Annotated in this window: 21 protein-coding genes; 10 read left to right on the top strand and 11 right to left on the bottom strand. The window is 68.8% G+C overall.

The annotated features are described in order from the left end of the window. Positions 1 to 123 precede the first annotated feature (123 nt). Positions 124 to 399: a WhiB family transcriptional regulator gene (locus HD557_RS24685; protein WP_008356248.1), complete on the top strand. Its 276-nt coding sequence runs from the start codon at positions 124 to 126 to the stop codon at positions 397 to 399. A gap of 94 nt (positions 400 to 493) precedes the next feature. Here HD557_RS24685 and HD557_RS24680 read toward each other — a convergent pair whose 3' ends face one another. The 3 genes from HD557_RS24680 to HD557_RS24670 are packed head-to-tail and all read right to left on the bottom strand — an operon-like array spanning position 494 to position 3515. After that, a complete protein-coding gene (locus tag HD557_RS24680; RefSeq protein ID WP_008356250.1) occupies positions 494 to 1660 on the bottom strand; it encodes an ArsA family ATPase in 1167 nt (388 codons plus the stop codon). Continuing rightward, positions 1657 to 2673 carry an ArsA-related P-loop ATPase gene (locus HD557_RS24675; RefSeq protein ID WP_196875817.1) on the bottom strand — a complete coding sequence of 339 codons (1017 nt, stop codon included), beginning with the start codon at positions 2671 to 2673 and terminating at the stop codon, positions 1657 to 1659. The genes HD557_RS24680 and HD557_RS24675 overlap by 4 nt, the downstream gene beginning before the upstream one ends. A 26-nt stretch (positions 2674 to 2699) precedes the next feature. Further along, entirely contained in the window at positions 2700 to 3515 is an 816-nt protein-coding gene (locus HD557_RS24670) for a maleylpyruvate isomerase family mycothiol-dependent enzyme (RefSeq protein WP_196875816.1), read from the bottom strand. A 92-nt stretch (positions 3516 to 3607) separates the two neighbouring features. Between HD557_RS24670 and HD557_RS24665 the strand changes: the two genes are divergently transcribed. The 5 genes from HD557_RS24665 (at position 3608) to HD557_RS24645 (ending at position 6577) form a co-directional block, all read left to right on the top strand. After that, a complete protein-coding gene (locus tag HD557_RS24665; RefSeq protein ID WP_008356256.1) occupies positions 3608 to 3763 on the top strand; it encodes a DUF4177 domain-containing protein in 156 nt (51 codons plus the stop codon). Next, complete coding sequence (locus HD557_RS24660; protein ID WP_008356258.1) at positions 3760 to 4221, top strand: RidA family protein; 462 nt, start codon at positions 3760 to 3762, stop codon at positions 4219 to 4221. The genes HD557_RS24665 and HD557_RS24660 overlap by 4 nt, the downstream gene beginning before the upstream one ends. A gap of 63 nt (positions 4222 to 4284) precedes the next feature. Next, positions 4285 to 5172, top strand: coding sequence for an NUDIX hydrolase (locus HD557_RS24655; protein ID WP_196875815.1), 888 nt, complete (start codon positions 4285 to 4287; stop codon positions 5170 to 5172). Continuing rightward, complete coding sequence (locus HD557_RS24650; RefSeq protein WP_196875814.1) at positions 5169 to 5963, top strand: MBL fold metallo-hydrolase; 795 nt, start codon at positions 5169 to 5171, stop codon at positions 5961 to 5963. Before HD557_RS24655 ends, HD557_RS24650 begins: the two co-directional genes overlap by 4 nt. 17 nt (positions 5964 to 5980) lie before the next feature. Beyond that, positions 5981 to 6577 (top strand): YdeI/OmpD-associated family protein, encoded by a 597-nt coding sequence (locus HD557_RS24645; protein WP_196875813.1) that lies wholly within the window; start codon positions 5981 to 5983, stop codon positions 6575 to 6577. Between the two features lie 6 nt (positions 6578 to 6583). Here the strand turns inward: HD557_RS24645 and HD557_RS24640 are convergent, their stop codons facing one another. The 3 genes from HD557_RS24640 to HD557_RS24630 form a co-directional block, all read right to left on the bottom strand. Beyond that, the gene (locus tag HD557_RS24640) at positions 6584 to 9169 is read right to left on the bottom strand and encodes a TolB family protein (protein WP_196875812.1); all 2586 of its coding nucleotides are present in this window, start codon (positions 9167 to 9169) and stop codon (positions 6584 to 6586) included. Then, a complete protein-coding gene (locus HD557_RS24635) occupies positions 9162 to 9671 on the bottom strand; it encodes a SigE family RNA polymerase sigma factor (RefSeq protein WP_008356267.1) in 510 nt (169 codons plus the stop codon). The genes HD557_RS24640 and HD557_RS24635 overlap by 8 nt, the downstream gene beginning before the upstream one ends. A gap of 65 nt (positions 9672 to 9736) precedes the next feature. Further along, positions 9737 to 10414, bottom strand: a complete 678-nt coding sequence (locus HD557_RS24630; RefSeq protein WP_008356269.1) for a Crp/Fnr family transcriptional regulator — start codon at positions 10412 to 10414, stop codon at positions 9737 to 9739. 198 nt (positions 10415 to 10612) lie between these two features. On the opposite strand from HD557_RS24630, the gene nth reads away from it, so the two are divergent. The 4 genes from nth to HD557_RS24610 are packed head-to-tail and all read left to right on the top strand — an operon-like array spanning position 10613 to position 13837. Then, positions 10613 to 11329, top strand: coding sequence for an endonuclease III (nth, locus tag HD557_RS24625; RefSeq protein ID WP_008356271.1), 717 nt, complete (start codon positions 10613 to 10615; stop codon positions 11327 to 11329). Further along, entirely contained in the window at positions 11329 to 11961 is a 633-nt protein-coding gene (locus HD557_RS24620; RefSeq protein ID WP_196875811.1) for a TlpA family protein disulfide reductase, read from the top strand. The genes nth and HD557_RS24620 overlap by 1 nt, the downstream gene beginning before the upstream one ends. Further along, positions 11958 to 12662 carry an NUDIX hydrolase gene (locus tag HD557_RS24615; RefSeq protein ID WP_008356276.1) on the top strand — a complete coding sequence of 235 codons (705 nt, stop codon included), beginning with the start codon at positions 11958 to 11960 and terminating at the stop codon, positions 12660 to 12662. Before HD557_RS24620 ends, HD557_RS24615 begins: the two co-directional genes overlap by 4 nt. Then, on the top strand, positions 12659 to 13837 hold the full coding sequence (locus HD557_RS24610) for a MarP family serine protease (protein ID WP_008356278.1): 1179 nt from the start codon (positions 12659 to 12661) through the stop codon (positions 13835 to 13837). Before HD557_RS24615 ends, HD557_RS24610 begins: the two co-directional genes overlap by 4 nt. A gap of 40 nt (positions 13838 to 13877) precedes the next feature. Here HD557_RS24610 and HD557_RS24605 read toward each other — a convergent pair whose 3' ends face one another. The 5 genes from HD557_RS24605 to HD557_RS24585 all read right to left on the bottom strand — a co-directional run bounded on the left by HD557_RS24605 (position 13878) and on the right by HD557_RS24585 (position 20617). Further along, positions 13878 to 14810 carry a DUF559 domain-containing protein gene (locus tag HD557_RS24605; protein WP_008356283.1) on the bottom strand — a complete coding sequence of 311 codons (933 nt, stop codon included), beginning with the start codon at positions 14808 to 14810 and terminating at the stop codon, positions 13878 to 13880. 178 nt (positions 14811 to 14988) lie between these two features. Then, on the bottom strand, positions 14989 to 15396 hold the full coding sequence (locus HD557_RS24600) for a phage holin family protein (RefSeq protein WP_008356285.1): 408 nt from the start codon (positions 15394 to 15396) through the stop codon (positions 14989 to 14991). Between the two features lie 42 nt (positions 15397 to 15438). Then, on the bottom strand, positions 15439 to 16737 hold the full coding sequence (nhaA, locus tag HD557_RS24595; protein WP_008356287.1) for a Na+/H+ antiporter NhaA: 1299 nt from the start codon (positions 16735 to 16737) through the stop codon (positions 15439 to 15441). Between the two features lie 173 nt (positions 16738 to 16910). Continuing rightward, positions 16911 to 18872: an acetate--CoA ligase gene (gene acs, locus HD557_RS24590; protein ID WP_196875810.1), complete on the bottom strand. Its 1962-nt coding sequence runs from the start codon at positions 18870 to 18872 to the stop codon at positions 16911 to 16913. 113 nt (positions 18873 to 18985) lie between these two features. Then, entirely contained in the window at positions 18986 to 20617 is a 1632-nt protein-coding gene (locus HD557_RS24585) for a solute symporter family protein (protein ID WP_008356290.1), read from the bottom strand. Position 20618: the final 1 nt, after the last annotated feature.

Below are 20618 nucleotides of genomic sequence, written 5' to 3'. Positions count from 1 at the left end.
TACGTACTTTGGGTAAGAAGGGTGTGTCACTCGACAGGTCAGGGTCCTTAACCTTTAGTCCGCACGGGCGCCCACGCCGTCAACTGGGGAGGGCGATGCGCTCCGACGAAGGGATGGCACACAATGTGGGTTGATGAATGGTCGCTACAGGCCGCTTGTCGTGAGAACGAGCCCGACGAGCTCTTCGTACGTGGCGCCGAGCAGAACAAGGCCAAGCTGGTCTGCTCCGGCTGCGCGGTCCGCACCGAGTGCCTGGCCGAGGCGCTCGACAACCAGATCGAGTGGGGTGTCTGGGGCGGCATGACCGAGCGCGAGCGTCGCGCGCTGCTCCGCCGCAGCCCCAACGCCTCGTGGCGTGCCGTGCTCGAGGCCGCACGCACCCGTGCCTCGGTGGAGTGATCACTCGTCCCCTACTCGAGTGGATCGCTGAAGATCTTGGTCTGAGCCAGGACGTACGTGACGTACGTCCTGGCTCGACCCTTTTTCCAGGTGCTCAGCCCTGGGCCAGCAACCGGCCGATCTCGCGGAGCCCGTCGAGATCGTGTACGTCACCGGGCAGCGCCGGCACCACGGCGGTCGGCACGTGCGGGTGGGCGACGGCGAAGCGCTCGCGCAGCTGGTCCTGACGCTCGACCAGCAGGGCGCGGTCGGCGTGGAGCCGCAGCAGGCCGGCGGTGAGCGGTGCGTCGGGGAGACGCTCCGAGGCGGCACCGGCCGCGGCGGCGGTGAGCGAGGCCTCGTCGGGCAGGGTGGCCCGGTTGACGACCAGCCCCTGGAGCGGCATCCGGTCACCGGAGAGCCGCTCGACGAAGTAGGCGGCCTCGCGCAGTGCGTCGGGCTCAGGCGCCGCGATGACGAGGAAGGCGGTCTCGTCGGCCTGGAGCAGTGCGTACGTCTCCTGTGCTCGTTGCCGGAAGCCACCGAAGACGGTGTCGAGCGCGGTGACGAAGGTCTGCAGGTCGGTGAGCATCTGCCCGCCGAGCACCTTCTTGAGCGCGTTGGTCACGATGCTGATCCCGGCCGACATCAGCCGGACCGGTCCCTTCGCCGGCGCCAGCATCAGGCGCAGGAACCGGCCGTCGAGGAAGCTGGAGAGGCGTTCGGGTGCGTCGAGGAAGTCGAGGGCGCTCCGGCTCGGGGGCGTGTCGACGACGATCAGGTCGTAGTCGCCGTTGCCGCCGTTGTGGGCGAACGAGTCGCGGTAGAGCTGGCCGAGCTTCTCCATCGCCATGTATTCCTGCGTGCCCGCGAAGCTGGAGCTCAGCGCGATGTAGAACTGGTTGTTGAGGATCTGCTGGGCCTTCTCGGGGCTGGCCTGGGACTCGACCACCTCGTCGAAGGTGCGCTTCATGTCGAGCATCATCGCGTCGAGCCGGCCCGGTCCGACCCCGGGTACGGGGCGCGGGGTGTTGTCGAGCTGGGCGATGCCCATCGACTGGGCGAGGCGCCGGGCGGGGTCGATCGTCAGCACGACCACCTTGCGGCCGCGCTCGGCCGCCCGCAGGGCGAGTGCGGCCGACGTGGTCGTCTTGCCGACACCGCCGCTGCCGCAGCAGACGATGATGTGGGTGTTGCGATCGTCGAGCAGCCGGTCGACCTCGAGGGTCCGGGTGTGGTCGGCGTGGGCGGCCAGCGGGCCGACGCGTGGGTGAGACGTCATGCGAGCCCCTGGTCCTTCAGCTCGGCAGCGAGCTCGTAGAGCCCGCCGATGTCGATGCCGCCGGCGATCCGGTTGAGTTCGTAGGTCGGGACACCGAGACCGGCGACGAGGTCACGCTGGGCGTCCTCGAGGGATCGGCGCTCGGCGTACTCCTTCGCCTCCGTGGTCAGCGCGGCGATCAGGGCCGGGTCGGGCTCGACGCCGGCGCGCTTGAGGTCCTCGGCGATGGTCTCGCCGTCGAGCGAGCCGGTGAGGGCGGCGGCGAGGGACTCGTCGGGGAGGTCGCGAGGGCGCACCTGGTTGACGATGACGCCGCCGACCGGGAGCCCGGCGGCACGGAGCTCGCTGATGCCGTCTGCGGTCTCCTGGACCGGCATCTCCTCGAGCAGGGTGACCAGATGCACCGCGGTCCGCCGGGAGCGGAACAGCGTCATCATCGTGTCGGCCTGGTTCTTGATCGGACCGACCTTGGCCAGGCCCGCAACGGACTCGGACACGTTCAGGAAGGTCGTGATCCGGCCGGTCGGGGGAGCGTCGAGCACGACGGCGTCGTAGGTGCGGGCGCCCTTGTTGCGGCTGTTGCGCTGGACGGCCTCGAAGAGCTTGCCGGTCAGGAGGACGTCCCTGACCCCGGGCGCGATCGTGGTCGCGAACTCGATGACGCCGAAGCGGTCGAGGGCGCGGCCGGCCGGGCCGAGCTTGTAGTACATCTTGAGGTATTCGAGGAGCGCTTCCTCAGGAGCGATGTGCAGGGCGTAGACGTTGCCCGGCTCGGCGTCGGCGCCGGACCGGGAGCGCATCCGCAGCCCGGTCGCGATGCGGGTCTCGGCATAGGGCAGCGGGTCGACGTCGAACATCCGCGCCACTCCCTGCCGGCCCTCGACCTCGCAGAGCAGGACGTTCTTTCCGTGGGAGGCCAGCCCGAGCGCCAGGGCCGCAGCCACCGTCGACTTGCCCGTGCCGCCCTTGCCGGTCACCACGTGCAGCTGCACATGGGGCCAGTCGGAACTCATGGGGTGACTCTAACGGGGACGTGCCGTCAGGGGGTGATGTTGAGGTTCTCGACAATCTTGCTGCCGAGCGTGGTGTCGCCGGTGATCGTCACCTTGGCGGGGTCGGCGGAGGCCCGGCCGCCGGCGAGGAGGACGTACGTCTCGCGGTCGGTGGAGAGTGTGACGGTGGGCTCGGCCACCGGGTCCACGACGGGGACTCCCTTGCCCTCCCGGGTGACCGTGAAGGCGTACGGAGCGTGGCCCTCGGCCTCGACCACGACCGTGCAGCCGGGGTCGGCGCCGGCCTTCTTGGCGAGCACGAACCCGACGCCTTCGAGCAGGTAGTCGGCGGTGTGGAGGGCGCCGGCGGTGTCGAGGTTGCCCGGGCGGCCGGTCGCGCGGCGGATGTCCTGCTCGTGCAGCCAGACGTCGAGCGGCCGGTTGCGGAGCAGCTTGCCGTTGCTCCACCCGATCGCACCGAAGACGCCGGGCGGGGGCGCCGCCGGGTCATCGGGCGGGGAGGCGAGCAGCTCCTGATGGCGTACGGAGGAGTAGCGGCGGATCTCGTCGATGATGCTCGCCGGTGCGGCCTCGCGGCGGGTGAGCACGCCGACCTCGGTGAACTGGCCCATCGGCGACCTGATGTGGGCCGACTCGGGGACCTCCGCCTCCTCGCGCGGAGCACCGGCGGTCAGGCCCTCGAGGTGAGCGACGTGGGAGGCGATGGCGCGGACGTCCCAGCCGGGCAGATCGGTGGGCCGGTCCCAGTCGGACTCGGAGAGCTCCTCCAGGAGCGCGAGGAGGTCCTGGATCGAGGACCACCAGGTGTCGACGTACGTCTTCAGCTGCTCGGTGGAAGTCACGGGGCCGACGGTAGTGGCTCTGTCGCTCGGTTGGAAGATCCAACCATGTCATCGGGAGGAGCGGTGCCGGCCTCGCGAAGTAGGGTGCGGCTATGACCAAGTGGGAATACCAGGTGGCGCCGGTCCTCAATCACGCAGCGGCGCAGATCCTCAACAACTTCGGTGCCGACGGGTGGGAGCTCGTCACCATCCTCGACAACGGCACGGGCAACTACGTCGGATTCTTCAAGCGGGCGGTCTCGGAGTGAGCGCCGCCCCTGAGGAGGTCCTCGCCGAGCTCGGGCTGAGCGTCCCGGACGTGGTGCCGCCGGTGGCCGCATACATCCCGGCGGTGCGCTCGGGCAACCACGTCTTCACCTCGGGCCAGCTCCCGATGAAGGACGGTGCGCTGCTCTCGGTCGGCAAGGTCGGCGGGGACGTCACGGCCGAGGACGGCTACGCAGCCGCGCAGCAGTGTGCGCTCAACGCCCTGGCCGCGGTCAAGGCCGAGATCGGTGACCTCTCGCAGGTCAAGCGGGTCGTGAAGGTGCTGTGCTTCGTCGCCTCCACGCCCGACTTCACCGGCCAGCCGGGTGTCGCCAACGGTGCTTCCGAGCTGCTCGGCAAGGTCTTCGGCGACGCCGGCCGGCACGCCCGCTCGGCCGTCGGCGTGCCCGTCCTGCCGCTGGACGCGCCTGTCGAGGTGGAGATCGTCGTCGAGATCTGAGCCTCGGTCTGAGTCTCGGATGGGGGTGGGGCGCGGGGTGTGAGCGTCGCTACAGTGACGAGCGTGCGCATCCCGATCCCTCCTGTCCGGCTTGGTGACGACATCGTGGCCTTGGCCGGGGAGTACGCCGAGGGCGTACGCACCCCGGTCGAGCCGCGCGACGCGGCGACGGTCCTGCTGCTGCGGCCGGGCTCAGATGCCGGGTCCTCTTCCGGCCCGGAGGTCTATCTGCTCCGTCGTCAGCTGACGATGGGGTTCGCCGCCGGGATGGCCGTCTTCCCCGGCGGTGGTGTGGACGTACGCGACGCCGAGCTGCCCGACTCCTGCTGGGCCGGGCCGTCGGCCGGTGAGTGGGCACGCCGGCTCGGGGTCGACGAGGCCCGCGCGCGGGCGCTGGTCGCCGCGGCGGTGCGGGAGACATTCGAGGAGTGCGGCGTACTGCTCGCCGGGACGTCGGCCGATGCCGTCGTCGACGACGTCTCGGGCTCGGACTGGGAGGCGGACCGGGTCGCGCTGGAGTCGCACTCGCTGTCGTTGACCGAGCTGCTGACCCGGCGCGGGCTGGTGCTGCGTACGGATCTGTTGGGGCCGTGGGCCGCCTGGACGACGCCGGTCTTCGAGCCGAAGCGCTTCGCGACCTGGTTCTTCGTCGCCCGGCTGCCCGAGGGGCAGGTCACCCGGGACGTGTCGAGCGAGTCCTCCTCGGTGCACTGGCTCAGCGCCGCCGAGGCGGTCGACCAGGTCGAGGCCGGCGAGCTGGCGATGATGCCGCCGACCTACCTCAACTGCCTCGAGATCGCCTCGATCGGCACCGAGGACGACGTGCTCGCCGCCGCCGCGGAGCGCGAGCTGACCATGTTCACGCCGGCCGTCACGGAGGTCGACGGCGGCCACGCCCTGTCGATGATGCCGCTGCACGCATCGCTCGTCGCCGGAAGGGGACGCTCATGACCGAGTCCTGGTCAGGTGGGACCTTCGGGGAGCGCGGCCAGTGCATCCTCGCGCCCAACCCCGGCATCATGTCGCTCGACGGCACCAACACCTGGGTGCTGCGCGAGCCGGGAGCGCGCCGGTCGGTCGTGATCGACCCCGGCCCTCTCGACGAGGGGCATCTCGATGCGGTCGCGGAGGCCGCCGGCGAGGTGGCGACGGTGCTGCTGACCCATCACCACTACGACCACTCCGAGGCGGCACGGGCCTTCGCCGAGCGGGTCGGGGCCGGCGTACGTGCTCTCGATCCGGAGTACCGGCTCGGCACCGAGGGGCTCGGCGACGGTGACGTGATCGAGGTCGACGGCCTGGAGATCCGCGTCGTCGGGACACCCGGGCACACCTCGGACTCGCTGTCGTTCTGGCTGCCGGGAGACGGAGCCGTACTCACCGGAGACACTGTCCTCGGGCGCGGGACCACCGTGGTCGCCCACCCCGACGGCGAGCTCGGTGCCTATCTGGACTCGCTCGACCGCCTCCACGCGCTCGCCTCCGAGCACGGCGTCGGCAGCGTCTGGCCCGGTCATGGCCCGGTCATCGGGAACGCTCTCGGAGCGCTCGACTACTACATCGCCCACCGCCGCGAGCGCCTCGGACAGGTCGAGGGCGCCCTCGCCGAGCTCGGCGCCACGCCCGTCGAGGCGGACCCGAGGGCGATCGTCGAGATCGTGTACGCCGACGTCGATCAGGTCCTGTGGGGTGCGGCCGAGCTCTCGGTGCGAGCGCAATTGGCTTACCTCGCTGGGCGCTGAGGCCTACTGTTCGGCTCATGCCGATCCTGTCCGGAGCCGAGCTCCTGCTTCCCGACCCGCCCGCGTGGCGGTCCTGGCTGGAGGAGCACTATGCCGACACGCCCGCGGTCTGGCTGGTGCTGACCAAGAAGGGTGGCACGCTGACCACGTTGACCTGGCAGACCGCGCTCGACGAAGCGCTCTGCTTCGGCTGGATCGACGGTCAGGCCCGGCGGCGCGACGAACAGTCGTCGTTCCAGCGGTTCACGCCGCGTGGGCCGAAGAGCCGCTGGTCACTGCGGAACGTCGAGCACATCGCCCGGCTCGAGGCCGAGGGCCGGATGACCGCCGCCGGACGGGCGGCCGTGGAGGCGGCGAAGGCGGACGGGCGGTGGGAGGCGGCGTACGCCGGTCCGGCCACCGCCGAGACCCCTCCCGATCTCCTCGCCGCGATCGCCGCGGTGCCCGAGGCGCAGGCGATGTACGACGTCCTCACCTCGCAGAACCGCTACGCCCTCTATCACCGCATCACCGCACTGAAGACCGAGGCCGCCCGGGCGCGCAGGATCGAGGAGTACGTCGCCATGCTGGCGCGGCACGAGACGCTCCATCCCCAGAAGCGCCGGCCTCAGTAGCTCCGTTCAGGTGGCCGTCTCGGTCTTCTTTCGTCTGATGTGCCCCCAGATGAGGAAGCCGGTCACGACCGCCCCGATGGCTCCGATGGGCGGCAGCCAGCGGAGCGGGCTGGGCTCGGCCCACTCGGTCTCCGGAACCGAGACCACGACGTCAGGGGACAAAGACGTTGCGACGCTTAGGTTCTGTACGCCGGTGTCGATGTGAGCGACGATGTCGGTCGACCCATCGGAGGCGACCGTACGGAGATCCCTGTCGTCCTCATTCCTGGTCACGATCAACGCCGTGCCATGGGGGTCCCAGCCGGCGACGCCTTCGAAGGTCCGACCGTCGACGTCGACGCTGCGAACTGAAGGCTTCCGTCCGAGGCTGAGCACTGTGCGTGTGCGGGTGAAGCCGACCGAACCAATGCTCGGACCGTCGTCGCCGACCGTGGATCCGACCCAGGTCGACACCGTGGTGGACTCGTCTCCCGGAAAGTCACCTTCATAGCCTGGCCATACCCGCGTACGGTCGTTCGAACGCATCCCGACCGTGCCGTCGGCGGAGATGCCCGCGTTGGTCCAGGAGCCATCAGGAAGGTGTTGGCTCGTGCCGTCCGAGATGTTGATCCTCCCTGCATCCTCAGACCCTCCCTGCTCGCTGGACCACACCAGCCAGGTGGAATCGGGTGACCAGGCGAGGCTCCTCACCCGGTTGTGATTGCCGGTGATCCCGAGAACGAAGGTGTCGACATCCCCTGAGAGCAGGTTGACGATGTTGACGCGACTTCCGTCAGGCCCCTTCCACGTCGAATACGCGAGTCGAGAACCGTCGGGTGACAGTTCCACGGTCGGTTCGTCGGAGAGCACTCGGGTTCCGTCGCTGTCCGGCAGGGCGAGCCTGTGGTAGCTGCCTGCCGCAGTGATCACCACGGCTTGGATCTGTTCCCGGCTGTAGGGATCCTCGAAGGCGGCGACGGCCCAGCCGACGTCGAACGAGGTGCTGACGGGCACGTTGGGAGCGCCCTCCTGAAACGGGTCGTTCCAGCGGATCTGGGTGGGAATCACAGCACGACTCGGTGCGTTCGAATCACCTTGCGCCTCGATCTCGATCACGCCGCCTGGTCCCTCCACGTTGTCACCTCGCGACAAGGCGCCGGTCGTATCGATGAGGAAGAGAGCGCCCGCGAGGATCAGCAGAGCAGCGAGGACGGCGACGACCAGGAGCATGCGCCTCGCTCGCCGCCAGACGACGACCACCACGAGTGCAGCAACCAGCCAGAAAACCGCCCCGCCGATCCACGGAGGCCAGAAGAACGGTTTGCTCCGAGGCACCGTCGGGTGCTTGATCGAGTCGGCGTCGATGAGGTCGTAGGCGATGCTCACCGTGTCCGCAACCGTCCCGGCGCTGCCGTCGAGTGCGATCAGCGAGTTGCCACCGGCGACCTTGTCCGCTGCCTCGTCATCGACGTTCCAGACCTGACCGAAGTAGACGTTGTCGGCGCCGTAGAGTTTGAGCAGCGGCGCATCTCCCGACCAACCGACTGGCCGCCACATGCCATCGGAGGGGGTGGCGTAGGTCTGGCCGTCCCCGTCCACGGGGACAAGCCCATCGTCCGAGGTGATGTAGAGGTCAGAGCCGTGGAACATGATCGGCACGTAGACGGAAGCCTTCTCGGGAAGCCGCAGAGCGGTGAGCTTCCCCTCGGCGGACTGGACATGTAGTTGATCATCGGGGGTGCCGTTGAAGGCGATCGCACCCTCGTCGGAGACCGCCCAGAGGCTGAGGTCTGTCGCGTCGCCGATCTCGCCGGAGTAGGTGGTCACCTCGGCCGACGCGTGGGTGATGACGCCCGCAACGACATCGCCTGGGACGTACCCCTCGGAGTCCCAGCGGTCCATCTGGAGGCCGGTCCAGAGCAGCTGGTTGCCACCCTCGGACCACTCCACGTCGGTGACGTAGGTGCTCCCGTCGTAGCTGAGGTCCCACTCGGAGATTTCGCCGGTGGTCAGGTCGGCGATGCGTACGCCGCCCGAGACGCGCTGACTGTCGGGCGCCGCGTCACGACCCAGACCCCAGGACCACGCCAGGTGGGTCCCGTCCGGTGAAAGGGCGAGCGGGCGGTGCCCGCCGTCGTCGCCGTATGAGTTCTGCCAGTAGGGATCGAGGCCGATGAAGTCGTCGAGGGCGAGCGGGTGGTAGTCGCCGTCGTCCGCATCGACGACGATCGCGACGGCGCCGTTCGAGTCCTGAGCCGGTTGGGCGTACGCGATCGCGCCGGCGCCGATGGCCAGGTCGTGTTCGAGCTTCCCGACGTTGACATAGCGGCCGTCTTCGGTCTCGGCCAGCCACGTCGGCGCCGCATAGATCGTGTCGGGGACGGCGAGCTCGGTGTCGCCTCGGGCGGGGTCGACCTCGGCCGAGTCGCGGTGCGGAGCGAGGGCGATGGAGCCGGCGATGAGGGCGACGGCGGCCGAGATCGCACTGACGGCGATGACGACGGAGCGGCGATGGGCGCGGCGGCCGCGGGCGAAGGTGTCGGTGGGAACGTACACCTCAGGGGCGCGCTCGGCGATGCGGTGGAGCTCCTCGCGGAGCTGCTGGTCAGTCATGGAGGAGCTCCTCGAGATGAGGTGCGAGGGTGCGCAGGCGGTCGAGAGCCTTGCGGGTCGTGGACTTGACCGTGCCGGAGTGGATCCCGAGGACGTGGGCGGTCTGGACCTCGGTGAGATCTTCGAAGAATCTGAGCACGAGGATCGTGCGCTGTCTCGGGGTCAGCTCGGCGAGGGCCTGCTCGAGGCTCAGCCGGAGGTCGGAGTCCTTCGCCGGGGCAGAAGGTGCCTCGTACGACTCCATCGGAGTCTCCTGAAGACGACGTCGGCGCCACCAGGAGATGTTCTGGGTGTAGAGAATGCGCCGGACGTACGGCTCGGGGTCGCCCTGGATGCGATGCCACGACTTCGCGGCAGAGAGGAGCGCCTGCTGGACGAGGTCTTCGGCGAGATGCGCGTCACCGGTGAGCAGGTAGGCGGTTCGGGACAGCGCCGGGACCCGGGAGCGTACGAAATGCTCGAACGCCCCGCGATCGAGATCTGTGGGGGAGAACAAAGACACGGCCTCCTTTCACCGGCTACTACGCCGGATGAAAGGAGGCCGGGTGCCTGTTGGAAGGTAAAGACTCAGCGGGCGCGGCGGGCCATGCGCTCAATATCCATGATGACCACGCTGCGCGGCTCGAGGCGGAGCCAGCCGCGGCTGGCGAAGTCGGCCAGGGCCTTGTTGACCGTCTCGCGGGAGGCGCCGACGAGCTGGGCGAGCTCCTCCTGGGTGAGGTCGTGGTGGACGTGGACGCCGTCGTCGGCGGTGCGGCCGAAGCGGTCGGCGAGGTCGAGGAGGGCCTTCGCGACGCGGCCGGGGACGTCGGAGAAGACGAGGTCGGCGACGACGTCGTTGGCCTTGCGGAGGCGGCCGGCCAGCTGGGCGAGCAGGCCGCGGGCGACGACCGGGCGGCCCTCGAGCCACTTGAGGAGGTCCTCGTGCGAGAGGCTGGCGAAGGCGGAGTCGGTGACCGCGGTGACGGTGGCCGAGCGGGGGCCCGGGTCGAAGAGCGAGAGCTCGCCGAACATCTGGCCGGGGCCCATGATCGCGAGCAGGTTCTCGCGGCCGTCGGACGAGGTGCGGCCGAGCTTCACCTTGCCGTCGATCACGACGTACAGCTTGTCGCCGGAGTCACCCTCGTGAAAGAGCACCTCTCCGCGGCGGAGCTTCGACTCTGCCATCGAGGCGTGCAGGGCCGTCATCGACTCGTCGTCGAGTGCGCTGAAGAGCGGTGCCTGACGGAGTACGTCGTTGTCCATTGCGGCCATTCCTCCTGGATTTTCCCCACATCCGCGGGTATTACACCGGGAATCCTATCTGTGGAACGTCTCACAGGTGCACATCCCCCACCGATAAGCCACCGATAAGCCCAGAAAGTGCATGTGTGTGGCCGTATTTGTGCTAGTCGTCTGCTGGGCCGGATCGGGATTGTCGGTGCGGCCGCGTAGCCTTGCTGCGTGCCTGCCCAGAAGTTTGCGACTGAGACGCGCCTGGGTCTGGTGCGTCGCGCCCGTCGGATCGACCGCATCCTCGGTGAGACCTACCCGGATGCGAAGGCCGAGCTCGACTTCACCAACCCGTTCGAGTGCCTGGTCGTCACGGTGCTGAGCGCACAGACGACCGACAAGCGGGTCAACCTGGCCTCGCCCGCCCTGTTCGCGGCCTACCCGACCGCGAAGGAGATGGCCGCCGCGCCCCGGGAGCACCTGGAGCAGCTCGTCGGGCCGCTCGGGTTCTTCCGCGCCAAGACCGACGCGCTGCTGAAGCTGAGTGCCGTGCTGGTGGAGGAGTACGACGGGGAGGTGCCCTCCCGCCTGGAGCAGCTGGTCAAGCTGCCCGGTGTCGGGCGCAAGACTGCCAACGTGGTGCTCGGCAACGCCTTCGGCAAGCCGGGGATCACCGTCGACACCCATTTCGGCCGGCTCTCGCGCCGCTTCGGCTGGACGACGGAGAAGGACCCGGTCAAGGTCGAGCACGAGGTCGGCGCACTGTTCGAGAAGCGGGACTGGACGATGCTGTCCCACCACGTGATCTGGCACGGGCGGCGGATCTGTCACGCCCAGAAGCCGGCGTGCGGTGCCTGCCCGGTGTCGCAGCTGTGCCCTGCGTACGGTGAGGGACCGACCGACCCGGTCGCCGCCGCGAAGCTGGTCCGCACGGAGGGCCGCAACTGATGCTTCGTAGAGTTGGTGCGGCGATGGCCGCTCTGCTGCTGGCGAGCCTGGCCGGTTGCGGCACCGAGTCCTCGGCCGGTGGCGGGCAGTCCGGCGCGCCGCTCGGCGACGGACCGTCCTCCTCGAACGTCGACGTGGCCACCGACGAGATGGTGGCTGCCAAGAAGGCTTCCGACGTGGAGGAGTGCCGCCCGGGGTCTGCGAGCGACGGTGGTCTGCCGTCGGTCGAGCTGCCGTGCCTCGGTGGTGGCGAGCCGGCCGACCTCGCCTCCTTCGAGGGGCCGATGGTGATCAACCTCTTCCAGGGCTTCTGCGCGCCCTGCAAGGAGGAGATGCCCGCGCTGCAGCGCTTCTACGAGACCTACGGTGACGAGGTGCCGGTGATCGGCATCGACGTCCTGGACACCGTCCCCGGGGTCGCGCTCGAAGAGGCGATCTCGCGCGGGGTGACCTTCCCGATGTACGCCGATCCCGGCGGTGAGCTGCAGGGCGGCCCGCTCACCGCGCGAGCGGTGCCGACGACGTACGTCCTGTCCTCCTCGGGTGAGGTGGAGCTGCTTCAGATGGGCGGAATGGACAGCGAGACCCAGGTGAAGCAGCTGGTCGAGAAGAAGCTGGGGATCACGCTGTGAGCGAGCCTCAGCGGGCGGACCGTCCTGGCTTCGCGCGGCCGGAGTGGTTCGACGAGATCGTCGACGCGGCCGAGCGGATCCAGGGCGAGGACATCTCGCAGTTCCTGCCGCCGGCGGACGGCAGCGCGCGGGAGTCGGCCGTGCTCATGCTCTTCGGTGAAGGTCCCGAGGGCCCCGATCTGTTGCTGACCGAGCGCTCGCACACGATGCGCTCGCACCCCGGCCAGGTGTCGTTCCCGGGCGGCCGGCTCGATCCGGGGGAGACCGCCGAGGAAGCCGCGCTCCGCGAGGCGTGGGAGGAGACCGGCCTCGATCCGACAGGTGTCGACGTCGTGGGTCGGTTGCCGGCGCTGTGGATCCCGTTCTCCAACCATGCCGTGGTGCCGATCATCGCGTGGTGGCGGGAGCCGTCGCCGGTGACGACGCGCTCGGTCGAGGAGGTCCACGCGGTCTATCGGGTGCCGTTGTCCGATCTCATGGATCCGGCCCACCGGATCCAGGTGGGTTCGCCGGGGCGCGGGGGATGGCTGATGCCCGCGTTCTTGATCGGACCGGAGAAGGATGTCATCCTCTGGGGCTTTACAGGTGGAATCATCAACCGCTTCTTCACCTATCTCGGGTGGATCTCGGAGATTCCGGACGCCCCGATCAAGGAGTTGCCCGAATACATGCTGCAGGGACGCGAACGGAATCGGCCGTGAACTTTCTTGATTGGATCCTGATCGTCCTCGTCGGCGCCTATGCGCTTTCGGGCTACTGGCAGGGCTTCATCACCGGCGCTTTCGCGACCGGTGGACTGCTGCTCGGTGGCTTCATCGGCATCTGGCTGGCGCCGAAGGTGCTGGGCAGCGCGGCGCCGTCGTTGTGGGTATCGCTCGGTGCGCTGTTCGTCGTGATCGCCTGCGCATCCATCGGCCAGGCGGTGCTGCAGTACGGCGGAGTCCGGGTGCGCGACGAGATCACCTGGCAGCCGGCTCGGATCGTCGATGCGCTCGGCGGGTCGCTGCTCAGCGCGGCTGCCGTGCTGGTGGTCGCGTGGGCGCTCGGTGTGGCGGTCTCCGGGGCTCAGATCAACGGGCTGACCCCGGCCGTACGCGGGTCGGCGATCCTGGCGAAGGTCGACTCGATCATGCCGTCGCCCGCCGACCGTGCGCTGCGCGCGTTCAACGACGTCGTCGGCACCTCGTTCTTCCCGCGCTACCTGGAACCGTTCGCCCGCGAGCGGATCGTCGAGGTCGGGCCGGGCCCGCGCCGCATGCTCACCGACCCGGATGTCGTACGCGCCGGGGAGTCGGTCCTCAAGATCCGTGGCGCCAACGAGTGTGGCAAGGGCGTCGAGGGCACCGGCTTCGTCATCGGGCGCGGCTATCTGATGACCAACGCCCACGTCGTGGCCGGCGTCGACGACCCCAACGTGATCGTCGGCGACGGAGCCAACGACGCCAAGGTCGTCCACTACGACCCAGAGATCGACATCGCGGTCCTGAAGTTCAAGGGCGGCGGCAACCTCGACCGTCTCGAGTTCGACCGCACTGCCGCTGCCGAGGACCCGATCGCGGTCCTGGGCTATCCGCAGGACGGCCCCTTCGACGTACAGCCCGGCCGTATCCGTGCCGAGCAGCGCCTCCGCTCGCCCGACATCTACGGCGTCGGCACCGTCATCCGAGACGTCTACTCCGTACGCAGCCTCATCCGCCCCGGCAACTCCGGAGGCCCCATCGTCGACTCCGAGGGAGACGTCGTCGGCGTCGTCTTCGCCGCCTCGGTCACCGACTCCGAGACCGGCTACGCCCTCACCACCGACCAGGTCATCGACATCGCTCGCGAGGCTCGCTCGCAGACCGCTGCCGTCGACACCGGAGCCTGCGCCGGCTGACTTTTCGCCGACTCGGCCGCCACAACTGCGGATTCGGCGATCAGAACCGTCGGGAGGAGTACGTCGGGGTGAGCGCATCCTTGATCTCCCGGAGCCAGGCGTCGAGACGATCGCCCGTGAAGTCGCCTCGGCGCACGACGATGACGATCCAGCCGTGGTCGACGAGCCAACCCCGTCGTTCCTCGTCGTAGATCCGCTGATCGGGGTCGTCATGGTCTTCGCCGTCGTATTCGACGGCGACCTTGGCAAGACGGTAGGCGAAGTCGAGTCGATAGGTCGGGATGCCTTCGACATCGACCCAGACCTGCGTCTCGGGAAGCGGCAGACCAGCGTCGCTGATCGCCAGCAACGTCCACGACTCCCGCTGCGACTCGACATGGCGGTTGAGGAGCGGGACGAGTTCTCGCAGCTGGACGACGCCGCGGCGACCCTTGAAGCGAGGAAGCTCCTGGTAGAGGTCGGATCGGGTGATGCCGTGCTCTCTGGCCAACTCGTTGAGGGCGGCCATCGCCTCGCGGCGCTTCAGATTGCAGCCGAGGTCGAGCGCTGTTCGCACAGGGGTGGTGATCCTTACCCCGTTGATCGTCATGATGTCCCGGTCGAGGAGGTCACGCGAGCGGCCATCGACGCCTTCGAGGCGCGTGGGCGCATAGCCACGACGAGCGCAGGTCTCGATGGCCGGAATCTGTGCCTGTTCGCTGAGCGAGTAGGTGTTGACCCCGTGGATCCATGCCGCGGTGCGGTCGGAGACGACGTGGTGGGGAGTGACGACGCGTGAGACCGCTGCCGCACGCGTCTCCGCGGTGTCCTCGACGCCGGACGGGATGAAGACACCGCGGAAGGGTCTCAAGACCTCACCGCGCTCGACGGCAACGCGGAGGTCGTACCTCTTGATGGAGAGCTCGTTGAGCTCGCTGGCGGTAAAGGGGCGCGCTGGCAGAGCCGAGGCAGCGCCGACAACTGACAGGTTCATGCGAGCCACTGTGCGCTCGCGACGTACGAAATTCATCGCAGTTTCGGCCGGCTGTGGATAACTCCGGCGCGAGGCGTGCCTGTGGACAGTGAATGGCCCGGACGAGGTCGCCAGAACGACCTACTCGGCCGCCACAACTACCGATTCGGCTGCCACAACTACCGATTCGGCGGAGGGGTCAGCGCTGGCCCTTGAGCGCCCGGGGGATCTCCTTGCCCTGGGCGATGGCCTTCTCGGGGGCCTTGACCTTCTTCACCTTGAGTACGCCGATGAATCCGAGCAACGCGGCCAACAAGACGTAGAAGCCGAAGACGATGAGGAAGGACCAGTGCAGGCCGAGGCCGGCCCAGTGGATGAAGTAGGCCACCGAGACGGAGAGCATGATCACGGCCAGGACGAGCAGGAACGCGGCGGCGGCGAAGAGGCCGATGCCGACGCCGGCGTTGGTCACCGAGACCTTGAGCTCCTGCTTGGCCAGCGTGATCTCCTTGTTGACGAGCTCGGAGATGTCACGAGTGGCGTCGACGACGAGCTTCCCGATCGTCGGGTCCTCGCCGCCCGGGGACTTCACGATGTCGACTGCCATGGGAACCCTTCGCTGAACGTGTGTTGGGGAGCGTCCACGACCTTACCGGTCCCGACCCTGATCATCCTCGAACACGTCCGGCACGCCGTCCTTGTTGGCGTCGATCGTCTCCAGCTGCTCGATGCGACGGTAGACCCGGTTGCGGGCGCGCAGCACGACCGTGGCGAGCAGCGCGGCCAGCACGGAGCCGAACAGGACGCCCACCTTCATGTGGTCGTGAGCGGACGGATCCGACCCGAAGGCCAGCTCGCCGATCAGCAGCGACACGGTGAACCCGATGCCGGCCAGCATCGCCATCCCGATGACGTCGGTCCAGGCGAGGTCGTCGTCGAGCGAGGCCCGGGTGAACCGGGCTAACAGCCAGGTCGAACCGGTGATGCCGACGGTCTTGCCGACGACCAGGCCGAGGATGATGCCCAACGTGATCGGGTCGCGGAACGCCCCGGTGATCCCAGACCAGCCTCCCAACGAGACGCCCGCCGCGAAGAAGGCGAAGATCGGCACCGCGATACCGGCGGAGATGGGCCGGACCAGGTGCTCGAAGTGCTCGGCGAGGCCGCGCTTGGCCTCCGGGTTGCGGGCGATGACGGGCACGGTGAAGCCGAGCAGCACGCCGGCGACGGTGGCGTGGACGCCGCTGGCGTGGACGAGCGCCCAGGCGATCGCGGCGAGCGGGAGCAACAGCCACGGGCTACGGATCCGACGCTGCACGAGCACCGCGAACAGCCCGATCGGCACGAGCGCCAGCAGCAGGATCCCGATGTGCAGCTCGGAGGTGAAGAAGATCGCGATGACGATGATGCCGAGCAGGTCGTCGACGACGGCGAGCGTCAGCAGGAACGTACGCAGCCCTGCCGGCAGGTGCGTCGAGATGACCGCCAGGATCGCGACCGCGAAGGCGATGTCGGTGGCCACCGGGGTCGCCCAGCCGGCCAGCGAGCCGTCGCCGATCACGTTGACCGCCACGTAGACCAGGGCCGGCACGACCATGCCGCCGACCGCGGCCGCGATCGGCAGCGCGGCCCGGCGGGGGTCACGCAGGTCGCCGGAGACGAACTCGCGCTTGAGCTCGAGGCCGGCGACGAAGAAGAAGATCGCCAGCAGGCCGTCGGCCGCCCAGGCCCCGATGCTCAGGTCGAGATGGAGCGCGGCCGGCCCGACGCGGAAGTCCCGGAGCGCCTCGTACGCGTCCTGCAACGGGCTGTTGGCCAGGACGACTGCGATCACCGCGGCGATGATGAGGAGGATGCCGCCGGTTGTCTCGGCGCGCAGGATCTCGGCGGTACGCGAGGTCTCCAGCCAGGAGCCACGGGTGAACAGGCGGTTGCGGGTGTCGGTCACGAGTGGGCCTCCAGCGGCTCAGGGGTCGACGAACTCACGCCGACCAGACTTCCCGGCACACCTCACCTCGACCCTAGCAAGCGTCCTCGGCCTCGTCCGTGAAGTGGACGCGATCGCGAGTACGCAGCGGCCCGGTCGCCCACGAGGGCGACCGGGCCGCGATGCCGAGTGGATCAGTCCTCGGTGGAGGTCGCCTGCCCGGCGGCGATCAGATCCATGATCGTCTGGTCAGCGAGCGTGGTGGTGTCGCCGACACCGCGACCCTCAGCGAGGTCGCGCAGAAGCCGCCGCATGATCTTCCCCGAGCGCGTCTTGGGCAGCTCGGGCACGATCATGATCTGCCGCGGCTTGGCGATCGGGCCGATCTCCTTGCGGACGTGGTCGGAGAGCTCCTTCTCGCAGTCCTCGGGCGACCCGTCGCGCAGGATGACGTACGCCACCACGGCCTGCCCCGTGTCGGGATCGGTCGCACCGACGACCGCCGCCTCCGCGACGTAGGCGTGCGAGACCAGCGCCGACTCGATCTCGGTGGTGGAGAGCCGGTGCCCGGACACGTTCATCACATCGTCGACGCGGCCCAGGACCCAGACGTCGCCGTCCTCGTCCTTCTTCGCGCCGTCGCCTGCGAAGTAATAGCCCTGGTCCTTGAAGCGCGACCAGTAGGTGTCGATGTAGCGCTGGTCGTCCCCCCAGATCGTACGCAGCATCGACGGCCACGGCTGGGTGAGCACGAGGTAGCCCCCGGCACCGTCCGGCACGGGGACGCCGTTGTCGTCGACCACGTCGGCGCCCACACCCGGCAGCGCCTTCATCGCCGACCCCGGCTTGCCGTGGGTGACCCCGGGGAGCGGCGAGATCATGATCGCGCCGGTCTCGGTCTGCCACCAGGTGTCCACGACGGGCACCTTCGAGCCGCCGATGACGTCGCGGTACCAGATGTAGGCCTCGGGGTTGATCGGCTCACCGACCGACCCGAGCAGGCGGACCGAGGAGAGGTCGCGGGCGTCGGGGATGGCGCGGCCCTGCTTCATGAACGTCCGGATCGCGGTCGGCGCCGTGTAGAAGATGGTGACGCCGTACTCCTCGATGATCTGCCACCAGCGGCCCTTCTCCGGGAAGTCAGGGGTGCCCTCGTAGAGCACCTGGGTCGCGCCGTTGGCCAGCGGTCCGTAGACGATGTAGGAGTGGCCGGTGATCCAGCCGATGTCGGCGGTGCACCAGTAGACGTCGGTCTCCGGCTTGAGGTCGAAGACCTCCCAGTGGGTGAATGCCGCCTGGGTGAGGTAGCCACCGGTGGTGTGCAGGATGCCCTTCGGCTTCCCGGTGGTGCCGGAGGTGTACATCACGAAGAGCGGGTGCTCGGCGTCGTGCGCGACCGGGGCGTGCTCGGTCGACGCGCCATCGACGACGTCGGACCACCATGTGTCGACGGAGTCGTTCCACTCGACGTCCTGGCCGGTGCGGCGGACGACGACGACGTTCTCCACGATCCCGGCGTCGATCTTGCCCAGCGCCTCGTCGACGGCCGGCTTGAGCGCCGACGGCGCACCACGGCGGTAGCCGCCGTCGGAGGTGACCACGAGCTTGGCGTTGCAGTCGGTGATCCGGGCGGCCAGCGCCTCGGCCGAGAAGCCACCGAAGATGACGGTGTGGATCGCGCCGATCCGGGCGCAGGCCAGCATCGCGAAGACGGCCTCGGGGATCATGGGCATGTAGATCGCGACCCGGTCGCCCTTCGACACCCCCAGCGCCTCGAAGGCGTTCGCGGCCCGCGAGACCTCGTCCTTGAGCTCGGCATAGGTGATCGTCCGCTTGTCGTCGGCCGGCTCACCGACCCAGTGGATCGCGACCCGGTCGCCGAGCCCGGCCTCCACGTGCCGGTCGACGGCGTTGTACGCCACGTTGATCTCGCCGCCCTCGAACCACTTCGCGAACGGCGGGTTGTCCCAGTTGAGGACGCGATCGAACGGCTTGGCCCAGGTGAGCCGTTCCGCGGCGGCGGCCCAGAAGGCGTCGCGGTCCGCGGTCGCGGCGTCGTACGCGTCGGCCTTGACGTTGGCTGCGGCGGCGAGCTCGGCAGGGGGCTCGAACCGGCGCTTCTCGTGCAGCAGGTTGGACAGGGTCTCGTCGGTCACAGTGACTCCTACGTACGAAAAATGTGTGGCTCAAGCCACAGGGTAGTGCGGGGGAAAGAATGATGGCGGGCCGTCGTACAACCGCAGATGTACGACGGCCCGCCGTTGGGAGATCAGTGCGTGATCGCCTTCTCCGAGCCGGCGCCGGTGAGGGCGCGGACCTCGAGCTCGACGTACCGCTCTGCGGTCTCCGGCTCCTTCGACGTCACCGTGCCCAGCCAGCCCAGGAAGAAGCCGAGCGGGATGGAGATGATGCCGGGGTTCTCCAGCGGGAACCAGGAGAAGTCCACGCCGAGCGGGAACAGCGAGGCGGAGATCGTCTCGCCGGTCACCGCGTCCACGGCCGTCTTGCCGGAGACGACCGGCGAGAAGAAGACCAGGCCGACGCAGGAGATCAGGCCGCCGTAGATCGACCAGGTCGCGCCGCGGGTGTTGAACCGCGCCCAGAACATGTTGTAGATGATCGCGGGCAGGTTCGCCGAGGCGGCGACCGCGAAGGCCAGCGCCACCAGGAACGCGATGTTCAGCGACTGTGCCGGGATGGCCAGCAGGATCGCGACCAGGCCGATGCCCGCCGCGGCCCAGCGCGAGACCTTCAGCTCCTCCTTCTCGGTGGCCTTGCCACGCTTGATCACCGAGTTGTAGATGTCGTGGGCGACGGAGACCGAGGAGGTCAGCGTCAGGCCCGCGACCACGGCGAGGATCGTCGCGAAGGCGACCGCCGCGATCAGTGCCAGCAGTACGGCACCGCCGATGGAGCCCTCACCGCCACCGACCTCCTGGGCGAGCAGCGGCGCCGCCAGGTTGCCGGCCTTGTCCAGGGTGGTCGGGTCGACCAGCGCGGCCGCACCGAAGCCCAGAACCAGGGTGAACAGGTAGAAGACGCCGATCAGACCGATCGCCCACAGCACCGACTTGCGGGCATCCGCCGAGGTCGGGACGGTGTAGAAGCGGATCAGGATGTGCGGCAGGCCGGCGGTGCCGAGCACCAGGGCGAGCCCGAGCGAGACGAAGTCCAGCTCGCTGGTGAAGCTCAGGCCGTACTTCAGACCGGGCTGGAGGAAGGCGTCGCCCTTGCCCGAGGCGTCGGCGGCGGAGCCGAGCAGCTCGGAGAGGTTGAAGCCGAACTGGGCGAGCACCAGGATCACGATCAGCGCCGAGCCGGTCATCAGCAGGACGGCCTTGACGATCTGGACCCAGGTGGTGCCCTTCATGCCGCCGACGGTGACGTAGAAGATCATCAGCGCACCGACGAACAGGATCACGACATTCTTGACCGCCTGGTCCTCGACGCCGAGCAGCAGGGCCACCAGCGCGCCCGCACCGACCATCTGGGCCAGCAGGTAGAAGATCGACACGACGACCGTGGAGGTCGCGGCCGCCATCCGGACCGGGCGCTGCTTCATCCGGTACGCCAGCTGGTCGGCCATCGTGTAGCGACCCGAGTTGCGCAGCACCTCCGCGACCAGCAGCAGCGCCACCAGCCAGGCGACGAGGAAGCCGATCGAGTAGAGGAAGCCGTCGTAGCCCGACAGCGCGATGGCGCCGGAGATACCGAGGAACGAGGCCGCCGACATGTAGTCGCCGCCGATCGCGAGCCCGTTCTGGAAGCCCGAGAAGCCGCGGCCGCCGGCGTAGTAATCGGCCGCGGTCTTCGTCTGCCGGCTCGCCCAGAAGGTGATGCCGATCGTGATCGCGACGACCGTCAGGAAGAGGACCGTGGTGAGGATCTGGCTACCGTCCATG

The sequence above is a fragment of the Nocardioides luteus genome, from assembly GCF_015752315.1.
Lineage (GTDB): Bacteria > Actinomycetota > Actinomycetes > Propionibacteriales > Nocardioidaceae > Nocardioides.
The sequence above is the reverse complement of the archived record's forward strand: the minus strand, read 5'-3'. Positions and strand labels throughout refer to the sequence as shown.

What these genes read in the sequence shown, in the direction of transcription:
- HD557_RS24685 (WP_008356248.1), top strand. Translation starts at nt 124, where the DNA reads ATGTGGGTTGATGAATGGTCGCTACAGGCCGCTTGTCGTGAGAACGAG.
- HD557_RS24680 (WP_008356250.1), bottom strand. Translation starts at nt 1,660, where the DNA reads ATGACGTCTCACCCACGCGTCGGCCCGCTGGCCGCCCACGCCGACCAC.
- HD557_RS24675 (WP_196875817.1), bottom strand. Translation starts at nt 2,673, where the DNA reads ATGAGTTCCGACTGGCCCCATGTGCAGCTGCACGTGGTGACCGGCAAG.
- HD557_RS24665 (WP_008356256.1), top strand. Translation starts at nt 3,608, where the DNA reads ATGACCAAGTGGGAATACCAGGTGGCGCCGGTCCTCAATCACGCAGCG.
- HD557_RS24650 (WP_196875814.1), top strand. Translation starts at nt 5,169, where the DNA reads ATGACCGAGTCCTGGTCAGGTGGGACCTTCGGGGAGCGCGGCCAGTGC.
- HD557_RS24645 (WP_196875813.1), top strand. Translation starts at nt 5,981, where the DNA reads ATGCCGATCCTGTCCGGAGCCGAGCTCCTGCTTCCCGACCCGCCCGCG.
- HD557_RS24640 (WP_196875812.1), bottom strand. Translation starts at nt 9,169, where the DNA reads ATGACTGACCAGCAGCTCCGCGAGGAGCTCCACCGCATCGCCGAGCGC.
- HD557_RS24630 (WP_008356269.1), bottom strand. Translation starts at nt 10,414, where the DNA reads ATGGACAACGACGTACTCCGTCAGGCACCGCTCTTCAGCGCACTCGAC.
- HD557_RS24620 (WP_196875811.1), top strand. Translation starts at nt 11,329, where the DNA reads ATGCTTCGTAGAGTTGGTGCGGCGATGGCCGCTCTGCTGCTGGCGAGC.
- HD557_RS24605 (WP_008356283.1), bottom strand. Translation starts at nt 14,810, where the DNA reads ATGAACCTGTCAGTTGTCGGCGCTGCCTCGGCTCTGCCAGCGCGCCCC.
- HD557_RS24600 (WP_008356285.1), bottom strand. Translation starts at nt 15,396, where the DNA reads ATGGCAGTCGACATCGTGAAGTCCCCGGGCGGCGAGGACCCGACGATC.
- HD557_RS24585 (WP_008356290.1), bottom strand. Translation starts at nt 20,617, where the DNA reads ATGGACGGTAGCCAGATCCTCACCACGGTCCTCTTCCTGACGGTCGTC.